The sequence below is a fragment of the Rhodanobacter sp. PCA2 genome (assembly GCF_013620825.1).
Taxonomy (GTDB): domain Bacteria; phylum Pseudomonadota; class Gammaproteobacteria; order Xanthomonadales; family Rhodanobacteraceae; genus Rhodanobacter_A.
This window is the reverse complement of the sequence record NZ_NJIC01000046.1, coordinates 1-9,888: the sequence shown is the minus strand read 5'-3', so window position 1 is coordinate 9,888 and position 9,888 is coordinate 1. Positions and strand designations below refer to the sequence as shown.

Annotated in this window: 8 protein-coding genes; 7 read left to right on the top strand and 1 reads right to left on the bottom strand. The window is 66.1% G+C overall.

The window, feature by feature from the left end:
- The first annotated feature begins 373 nt into the window (after positions 1-373).
- The 7 genes from PCA_RS14315 to PCA_RS14285 all read left to right on the top strand — a co-directional run bounded on the left by PCA_RS14315 (position 374) and on the right by PCA_RS14285 (position 8,073).
- Entirely contained in the window at positions 374-1,138 is a 765-nt protein-coding gene (locus tag PCA_RS14315) for a sigma-70 family RNA polymerase sigma factor (protein ID WP_181303299.1), read from the top strand.
- Complete coding sequence (locus PCA_RS14310) at positions 1,135-1,764, top strand: hypothetical protein (RefSeq protein WP_181303298.1); 630 nt, start codon at positions 1,135-1,137, stop codon at positions 1,762-1,764. Before PCA_RS14315 ends, PCA_RS14310 begins: the two co-directional genes overlap by 4 nt.
- Positions 1,765-1,776: 12 nt before the next feature.
- Positions 1,777-5,139, top strand: coding sequence for an ATP-dependent helicase (locus PCA_RS14305; protein WP_181303297.1), 3,363 nt, complete (start codon positions 1,777-1,779; stop codon positions 5,137-5,139).
- Positions 5,140-5,268: 129 nt separating this feature from the next.
- The gene (locus PCA_RS14300) at positions 5,269-5,772 is read left to right on the top strand and encodes a hypothetical protein (protein ID WP_181303296.1); all 504 of its coding nucleotides are present in this window, start codon (positions 5,269-5,271) and stop codon (positions 5,770-5,772) included.
- Position 5,773: 1 nt separating this feature from the next.
- Positions 5,774-6,229, top strand: coding sequence for a hypothetical protein (locus tag PCA_RS14295; protein ID WP_181303295.1), 456 nt, complete (start codon positions 5,774-5,776; stop codon positions 6,227-6,229).
- Between the two features lie 7 nt (positions 6,230-6,236).
- Positions 6,237-6,701, top strand: a complete 465-nt coding sequence (locus PCA_RS14290) for a Mov34/MPN/PAD-1 family protein (protein WP_181303294.1) — start codon at positions 6,237-6,239, stop codon at positions 6,699-6,701.
- Positions 6,694-8,073, top strand: coding sequence for a ThiF family adenylyltransferase (locus PCA_RS14285; RefSeq protein ID WP_181303293.1), 1,380 nt, complete (start codon positions 6,694-6,696; stop codon positions 8,071-8,073). Before PCA_RS14290 ends, PCA_RS14285 begins: the two co-directional genes overlap by 8 nt.
- 447 nt (positions 8,074-8,520) lie before the next feature.
- Here the strand turns inward: PCA_RS14285 and rho are convergent.
- Positions 8,521-9,888, bottom strand: a 1,368-nt coding sequence (gene rho / locus PCA_RS14280; RefSeq protein WP_181303292.1) for a transcription termination factor Rho, incomplete at its 5' end; no start/stop codon positions are given.

The window sequence follows — 9,888 nt, the reverse complement described above, 5'->3', positions numbered from 1 at the left end:
GGCCGCGGCGGGGGGCTTTCGGGCTTTTAGAAGGGGGCCCGATTGGCTGACCGATGACTCGATCGTCAGGGCCTGGGGGGACTTCCGGTTTTTCCGCCCGGGGCCAGACCGAAGGTATGCTCCTCTAGGGTTCGGGGCGCCAGCAAGGATTTCCGGTTTTTGTGCCGACGCTTCGACTGGGGGCACTAAACGACCCGCTGTTCGGGGCGTGGTGAAGGCTTCCGGTTTTTTCACCCACGCTTCGACTGGTGGGGAAACGACCCATTGCGCGTTCGACGCTGGCCCGTGGCCTGCCGCGATCGCGTAAGGCACCAGATCGGATGGTCCGGTCTTGCACTCGAAGAGGTCGGAAAGCCCGGAGGAAAGTAGCTGCATGAAAGCCGACCTAGAACCACCCGACAGCGAACGAGGGCAGCCGCCCCAGGGCCGACTTCCCGAAGTAATAAGCCAAATCGACGCACTCGAAGCGCTCAGCCGCGATGAGCGACTGGCTCGCCTCAAGCAAGCGGCGCGAAAGAGAGATCTGCGCGCCGAAGCGTTGCTGTACAGCGTATGTGCAGGCCACGACGCCGGAGACCTGGAGCTTTACTGGGCCGCGTTCGAGGCCTTGGTCAAAGCCGCCATGCCGATGATCGCCGGCCGCATGCGCCGGTTGTATGGCATCTCCGATGACGACCTGCTCGATCACCAGCAGCTGATCTTTGAGAGCGTGCTCAAGAGCGTAGAACGCAAAGATCCGGGCCTGGAGTACGGCATCCGACGCTTCTCCTCTTACCTGATCTGTCGTTCGATCGATGCCATGCGCTCGCGGCACCACCCTTGGGCGCGCAACCTCGAGCTGGCACTGGAAAAGGTCGATCAGGATGACGACAGCGAAGGCAAGCTGATCGCGCCTGACTGGGATCCGCCGGATCTGGAGTTCGAGCCCGAAGCCCGTGCTCTGGCTCACGAAGAGCTCGTGGCTCTCCAGCGCCGCCTGTCCGAGCTGCCTAAAAAGGCCATCGAAGCGTTCTTGCTCTGGCGCGTGCTGCAACGAACCCAACCCCAAATTGCACAGCAGCTGAGCGTCTCCGACCGCACCGTTCGCGAGTGGATCGGCAAGGTCGCCAAAGCGCTTGGTGAAAGGAAAGATCTATGAGCCACAAGAATATCCCCGACGACGTCCTCGGCGCCTTCGCCGCGGCGGCAGACCGCCCGTCCAAGGCCTTGGTGGACGAATGGACCGAAAAGTACCCGCAGTTTGAGAAGGAAATCGTCGACTTCGCCCTCGAATGGGTGGCGACGGTGCTGGTTGGCAGCGAGCCGCTAGCCGCGGAGGAGGAAGACCACCTAGTCAGCAACACCATGAGCCACCTGCAGCGGGTGAGCCAAAATCAAGATCATGTCGCCGCCGCGCCGGCGCCGGTGCGATCGGCCGGCGCAACCCGCGACCAGATCCAGCGCGTGGAGGCGGCGTTTCGTGCGCGCGGACCCCAGGCCGTGTGGACGAAGAGCCTTGGAATCGACGAGTCGATCCTGGCTCTGTTTGAGGAGCACATGATCTTGCCGCCGGTGCCTCAACGTCTGCTCAACGTCTTTTCGTCCGCGCTCAACGAAAGCGTGGAGGCCGTCAGCGCCTGGTTGTTTCAAAGTAACCGGCGAGTGGTCCTAGCGCGCTCGGCGGCCAAAGCACCCACGCGTACGCACTGGACATTCAAGCAGGCCGTCGAAAACTCCACACTGTCGGACGAAGCCAAGCAGCAATGGCTTCGTGAGACCGTATAAAGCGTACCCGCCGTGGATGCGTTCATTTCGGTTCGGCTCCAGGCGCAAGAGGTGCGCCAGCGCCTGCAGCAAAAAACAAGCTGTGGCCAGGCCGCCCATGAGCTGTTGCAGGCGGCGATGGACGATGCCGAACTCACCGTCTTGCACGTGCCCGCCGACTACCCCTTGCTCGGGGGCGGGATGGGCGCGCTGCAACGCAAGAGTCAGCGCATCATCGTTTCCGCCGCGCTGGGCCCGGAAGCGAAGGTCTTCGTCCAAGCCCACGAGTTCGGTCATTGGGTGATCGAATCACCCGCCGATCCGGTGCTGGTGAGCTTTGATGTCGACCCCGAAGGGCCTGAGCAGGCCACGCCCCTGGGCATCGGGCGCGTGGAAGGCTACAGCGCGCTGGAATTGCGTGAGCGCTATGCCAACGTGTTCGCGCGCGAATTCTTGTTGCCGGTCGACCTGGCCCGGCACCTGTTCATCGAGCAGCAGTGGCCGGCCTCGAAGATCGCCAGCGAGCTTGGAATAGCGTCGGGCCTGGTCTACCAACAGCTGCAGTACGCCTTGCTGGTGCCCGATCCGCCGCCTGTGCAACCGGACAAACCGCTCGCGGGACTGGATCCGTCACAGCGCATCGCCGCCCATCACGTGGGCACGCCGGCGCTGGTGGAAGCCGGGCCGGGCACGGGCAAGACGCGCACGCTAATTGGGCGCATCGAGCATCTGCTCATGGAGGACACCGATCCGCGTTCGATCTTGGCGCTGACCTTCTCCAACAAGGCGGCGCGCGAGATCAAAGAGCGCATTGCACGCACTATCCCGGCCGCGAACGAGCTGTGGGCCGGGACCTTTCACGCCTTCGGCCTGGAATTGTTGCGCAAACACGCCGCCCAAGCCGGCCTGCCCGAGCCAGTACGCGTGGTGGATCCGGCCGAAGCCCTCGAGCGCTTGGAAGCGGTGCTGCCCAGCCTGGAGTTGCACTACTACCTGCGCCTGAACGATCCGCTCGCCCAGATCCAGCCGGTGTTGGGCGCGATCTCGCGCGCCAAGGATGAGCTGTGCACGCCTGCGCAATACGCCACGTTGGCGGCGCAAATGGCCCAAGGCGCGCAAACCGATGCCGAACGCGAAGCGGCCGAGCGAGCGGACGAAGTATCGCGGGTCTATGCCGGCTACGAGTCGATGCTCGAAGAAGCGGGGGCGGTGGACTTCGGCGACCTGATCTGGCGCGCTATCCGCCTGCTGGAAGAGCACCCCGAGGTACTGGCCGAGGTCCGCGGCCAGTTCGCTCACGTGCTCGTGGACGAATACCAGGACGTCAACCGCGCCAGCTCGCGCCTGCTGAAGTTGCTTGCGGGCGAGGGCGAGCGCTTGTGGGTGGTCGGTGATGTGCGACAGGCGATCTATCGGTTCCGCGGCGCATCGCCAGGCAACATACGCCTGTTCACCACCGAATACCCAGGGACACAGGTGTTTCCGCTGGAGTGCAACTACCGCTCCGGGCAACGCATCATCGATACCTACACGACCTTTGCCCGAAGCCTGGACGAGCCGGTCTGGCGCGCGGCCATGCAGCTCAAAGGGGATCGTGGGGAAGGCCATCGCCCCCAACTGCTGATCGCACCGGACCTGGATTCGGAAGTCAGTGCCATCGCACAGGCGATCGAGGCCCACCGCCAGCAAGGCGTGGCCTACCGCGAACAGGCCATCATCGTGCGAACTCATACCCATGCCGAGCGCATCGCCGTGCGTTTGCAGGCGTTGGGCGTACCGTCGATGTATTTGGGGGACATCTTCGAACGCGCGGAAGTGCGCGATTTGCTGTCGCTGATTTCGTTCGTCGCCGAACCCAGCCGCGGTGCATTGCTGCGGCTGGCGGCCACCGGCGCCTACGGCATGCCCCTGGAGGACGTGCGCACCTTCTTGCAGCACGCGAACGCTGCCCAGCGCATGCCGCTAGCGGCTTTGTCAGACCCCGCGGTCGTCGCCGCGTGCTCACCGGCCGGGCGCGCGGCCCTGGAGCGCCTGCGCGATGACCTGGCCGGGGTGTCGTTCGAATCGACCGTCCCGCAAGTGCTCCATCACGTGCTGTTCGAGCGCCGCGCCCTAATCGATGCGCTCTTGGAAGGTGAGGGTAGCTCTGCCCAGCAGCGCCGCCTGGCCGTCTTTCAGCTGCTGCAGTTCGCCGCCGAACATTTTGATCCTCGCAAGGGCAACTCCAAGAAGAATCTGTTGCGCTGGATCCGCCGGCTGGAGCAATTCGGTGAGGAGCGAGCCCTTCGTGAGTTGCCGGCGGCCGCCGCCTCGATCGATGCGGTGCGGCTGATGACAGTCCACGCGAGCAAGGGCCTGGAATTTCCGGTGGTGTACCTGCCGTACCTGGCCACCAGCCACTTTCCGCAGTCAGGCCGCTACGTCCCGTGCCCGCCGCCGACCGGCATGCTTCGCGCCGAGGATGTCAGCGACCGGTTCGAGGAAGAGAGCTTGTTCTACGTTGCGCTCTCGCGCGCACGCGACCATCTGCATCTGTCGCGAGCCCAGCGGCTGGGCGCACGCAATGCCTCCGAATCCAAGTTCCTGCTGGCCATCGCGGGGCAAGTGACGCGCACCAACGCCCCCCAATGCGCGCCCTTGCCGATCGCCGAAGAGCTGCCCGCGCGCCCAGAGCTCAAGCTGGAGACGTCGATCCACGAGGCACGAGAGCTGGACCTGTACGAGCGGTGTCCGCGCAAGTACGCCTACTCACGAAGCTTGGGTCTGCACGCCAGCGGCGACGATGACGGCTACGCACGCTTCCACCGTTCGGTCTACGCGGTCTTGTCGTGGGTGTTGCAGCAGCGGCAAACGCGCGAGGTGCCGCTGGAGGAGTACTGGCCTCAGCTCGAGCAGGTGTGGGCGACCCAAGGGCCGGGCGATCATCCGTTTTCGCCGCTCTACAAAGACTTCGCCGTGCGCTTGCTCACCAAGGCGCAAGAGCATTTACGCGCGCCCGGGGCGATCTCCCAGCCGGTGGAGATGGACGTGGGCGGCGTGCGCGTGCGCGTGGAGCTCGACCAGGCCGAATCGGGCAACGGCGGCATGGTGCGCCGCTATAAGACTGGACGCCGCCCCAAGAAAGTGAAGGCGGAGCTGCCCGACACCTTACGCCTGCTGGCCGGCCAGCAGCTCTACGGAAAGAGCGCCCGTTTGCAGATGCACTATCTGACCTCCGGCGACACCGTCGATCTGGAAATCACCGGCAAGCAGCTCGATGTCACCGTGGACCAGGTGCGCACGATTGCCAACGCCATCGCGGCCGGCGATTTCCCGCCAAACATCAGCGATCAATGCCCGCGTTGCCCCTTCTTCTTTTTGTGCCCGGCGATTCCGGCGGTCGCGGTGGCTTCCTGAGTCGGGCGCCTGGCCGCTGTTTCTTCGCGACTTTCAGAATCACCTTCCGGTTTTTTCTCGCGCTACGCGACTAGCTGTGTGACGGCGTTGGAATTCCCCAATGACGAATGACACAGAAGGTGGTGTAGCGTGAAAAACATCAAGATCGTATTGCAGCGCGGGGGCGCTGCGCAGGTGCTGGTCGGCGACGTGAACGGCCAGCAGACGGTAGGTGAGGCGCTCGAGGCGCTGGGCGGCACCGACATCGGGCAGGACCTCATCCACGCCGAGGACCACGATGGTCCGGTCGACCTGAAGACGCCGGTGCAGGCGCTGGTTTCGGGCGAAGGCGAGGGCAGGCCGGCGCTGCTGCGCTTGCACCAGGGACGCTGCCAGCGCGTCAGCGTCAATGTCACATTCAACGGGGTGACGAAGTCGCGCGACTTCCCGCCGGTGACGCGAGTGGGCCACGTGCATCAGTGGGCGACGCGCAACGCCTTCGAGATGTCGCCGCGCGATGCGGCCGAGCACGTGCTCGAGCTCGAGGGTGGCGACGAGCGCCCCGACTCGGACACCCAGATCGGCACGCTGACCGATGGCACGCTGTGTGCTGTGGCCTTCGACCTGGTGCCCTTCAAGCGGGTGGAGGGCTGACATGACGTCCTTGGACCAACAGGCCTTCGAGGCCGACGTCAACTCCGGGGCTTTCCTCAACGGCTCGTTTTCGGGCCGTTGGGGACTGGACTCGATTGCCTGGCCGCACGCACTGATCTGGGTGCGTGCCGGCGACGGCAGCCAGCTGCTGCTGCGCTTCGAGCTGACGAACTACCCGCGCAACGCACCCACGGCCCAGCCGTGGGATGGCGAGTCCAACGCTGCCCTGTCGCCGCCGCGTTGGCCGCGCGGTCACGACCGGATCAACGCCGCATTCAACCCGAACTGGAACGCCAGCGCGCTGTACATCCCCTGCGATCGCGTCGCCATCCAGGGTCACGAGGCCTGGCGCCAGCAGCATCCGTCCATGCTGTGGGATCCGGCCGTGGGCATCCACCGATACGTGCGGGTCGTGTCCGACCTGCTGGGGTCGCCTGACTATGCCCGCGCCCAGTGAACTTCGGATGCCGCGCCGGCTGTGGGGCGGTCTGGTCGCGCAATTGCATGCGCGCACTGGCGGCGAGACCCACGAATCGGGCGCCTTCCTGCTCGGGCAGATGACCGAGCACGGCCGTCGTGTCAGCGAAGTGCTGTACTTCGATGACCTGCACCCGGATGTGCACGCCCGCGGCGTCGTGGACTTGCCCGCGGCGGCGTTTCGCCGTCTGTGGGCGATTGTGCGCGAGCGCGGCGTGCAGGTGGTGGGCGATATTCACGTGCACCCGCACAGCGCCCGACAAAGCCGCATCGATCGGCAGAACCCGCTGATCGCCATGCGCGGCCATGTCGCAATCATCTTGCCCAACTTCGCGCGGCCGCGAATCCGCCGCTGGTCAGTGGGCGTCTACGTCTACGAAGGGGACCACCAATGGCAGGCGGTAGGCGGGTGCGGCAACCGGTTCTTGGTGCTGGGGGATGACCATGAGTGAGTCGTTGGAAGAACTGGGCGAGCGCCTGAGCCGCGTGCTCAAGATGGTTCTGGACACCGGCGAGGCGGCCTCCGAGGCCGAGGCGCTGGAAATTTTTGCCCGCTATCGCGTGCAGCTGGTCTTTGGTCCCGACCTGGGCGAGATGGCGCAGGCCGCCTTGCTCACGGCCGCCGCCACCGCGTTGCCGTGTCTGCTGGGCGGCGTGAGCTATCTGGGGCCCGAGCAGCCGCTGCGCGCGCGCTGGCGAGGGCATCCGGATGCGCCGGCGCCTGCGGGCTTGGCCGCGACCTTGGAAGCTTTCGGTGTCACGCGAGCAAGCGCGCGGGATCCCCGGCTGCCTTGCCTGGTGATCGGACGGGCGCAAGCCGAGGGCTTTGGCGTGCGCGCCAGCTTCGATGGCTGGACAGCCGCGGTGCTGCCGCTGGAAGACGAGCCCCTGGCCGAGCAGGGCAACTGCGCGGCCGCGGCCGTGCTCGCAGGCGCGATGGCAGTGAGCGAGATCTTCCAGTTCTTCCGCGGCACGCAGCCGCTGGCCTGCCATCGGCGCATCGGCTGGTCGTTGTGGGATCCCGCGGTGCCGTGGGCGGCGGCCGCACCTGGTCCGGCACTCACGGTGCTGCCGCAATCGGCATGGCTGGTGGGCCTGGGTAACTTGGGCCAGGCCTACCTCTGGACCTTGGGCTTGCTGCCTTACGGCGCCGACCCGTGCGAGCTGGTGCTGCAGGATTTCGATCAGGTTTCGCTCGCGAATAAGAGCACCTCTTTGCTCAGCCGCGAGATCGATATGGGACGCCGCAAGACGCGCATGGCGGCGGACTGGGCCGAGCACCGCGGCTTTCGAACGACGCTCATCGAACGACGTTTCGCCGCCGACTTCACCGTGGCCAGCGACGAGCCGGCCGTGGCGCTGATGGGCGTGGACAATCCGGCGGCGCGACGGCGGGTCGAGCAGGTGGGCTTTTCCCGGGTGATCGAAGCCGGCCTCGGACGCGGCCCCGGGGATTACCTCGGCATCACCGTGCACACGTTTCCGGCCTCACGGCCGGCGCTGGATTGCTGGATGGACCCGGCCACCGTGCCGGGCGACGTGACTCCAGTCCCCTTCAACCAAGCGGCCTACCAGCAGCTGCTCGCCGACAGCGGCGATCGCTGCGGCGCACTGCGCCTGGCCGGGCGCAGCATTGCCACGCCCTTCACTGGGGCGGCCGCGGGCGCGTTGGTGATCGGCGAGTTGCTGCGGCTTTGTCACGGCGGGGTGCGAGTGGAGTACACCGCGCTGCATCTGGCTCGGCCGCTTGAGCGCACGGTCGTGGCCGGGGTGCCGTGGCCGGTCAGCAACCCCGGGCTCGTCGCACCCGCGCTGCCGGTGTAGGCAAGCCTGGGGCTAACGCAGCTGCTTGTGCACGGCCGCGCCGGCGGACGTGTGTTTCAGGACTGAACACGCTGCGGAGGTCCGCTTTTTGGCCGACTCCTGCCCGTGAGCCCGCGCGGATCAGGACGCAGGTGCGATGAGCATCATTGATTGGTCAAGTGACCAACTACGTAGGCGTGCGAATGAGGACGCAGTTGAACCGCGTCGCCAAGACGACAAGGCCGGCGCATGGCCGGCCTTGTCGCTGATGTCTGCAGAGGGCGGAGCCTCGGGGAAATGCGCCACCGCCCGTCATTCCGGCGAAGGCCGGAATCCAGCGACTGGGCGGCTTGGGCAAGCATGGACGCCACTGGATCCCGGCTTTCGCCGGGATGACGAGCAGAACAAGGGCCTCCAGTGCCTCACCGACCCTCGGCGTTTCACCGACCCTCGGCGCCTCACCGACCCTCAGCGCTTCATCGAATTGAAGAACTCGTCGTTGGACTTGGTGTTCTTCATCTTGTCGAGCATGAACTCCATCGCGGCCAGCTCGTCCATCGGGTGCAGCAGTTTCCGCAGGATCCAGATCTTCGCCAGCATGTCCGGCTCGATCAGCAGGTCCTCGCGGCGGGTGCCGGAGCGGTTGATGTCGATGGCGGGGTAGACGCGCTTCTCGGAGATGCGGCGGGACAGGTGCACTTCCATGTTGCCGGTGCCCTTGAACTCCTCGTAGATCACCTCGTCCATCTTGCTGCCGGTGTCGATCAGCGCGGTGGCGATGATGGTGAGGCTGCCGCCTTCCTCCACGTTGCGCGCGGCGCCGAAGAAGCGCTTCGGGCGCTGCAGCGCGTTGGCGTCCACGCCGCCGGTGAGCACCTTGCCGGAGCTGGGCACCACGGTGTTGTAGGCGCGGGCGAGGCGGGTGATCGAGTCGAGCAGGATCACCACGTCGCGCTTGTGCTCGACCAGGCGCTTGGCGCGCTCGATCACCATCTCGGCAACCTGCACGTGGCGCACCGCCGGCTCGTCGAAGGTGGAGCTGATGACCTCGGCGCGCACGGTGCGGGCGATCTCGGTCACTTCCTCAGGACGCTCGTCCACCAGCAGGATGATCAGGTGCGCATCGGGGTGGTTGTACTGGATCGCCTGCGCGATGTTCTGCAGCATCATCGTCTTGCCGGACTTCGGCTGGGAGACGATGAGGCCGCGCTGGCCGCGGCCGATCGGCGCGACCAGGTCGAGGATGCGGCCGGTGATGTCCTCGCTCGAACCGTTGCCGCGCTCCAGCTTGAACGCCTTGCGCGGGAACAGCGGGGTGAGGTTCTCGAACAGCATCTTGTTCTTGGACGCCTCCGGCGGATCGCCGTTGATGTCGTCCACGCGCAGCATCGCGAAATAGCGCTCGCCTTCCTTGGGATGGCGCACGCGTCCGGTGATGTAGTCGCCGGTGCGCAGGTTGAAGCGGCGGATCTGGCTGGGGCTGACGTAGATGTCGTCGGGGCCGGCCAGGTAGCTCTCGTCGGCCGAGCGCATGAAGCCGAAGCCGTCCTGCAGGATTTCCAGCACGCCCTCGGCCCAGATGCCGCCGCCGGAGCGGGCGTGGGCCTTCAGGATCGAGAAGATCACGTCCTGGCGGCGCGCGCGCGCCACGCCTTCGCGGATGCCCAGCGACTCGGCGAAGGCCAGCAGTTGCGGCGCCTTCATCCGCTTGAGTTCGGTGAGGTTGATCAGGCGGTCGTCGGCGCCCGGGTCGGCGTTGTCGTCGTCCACCGGCAGGCCGTGCGGGTTGTTGTAGCGCGGGTTGTTGTTGCCGCCGCCGCCACCGCCGCCACCGCC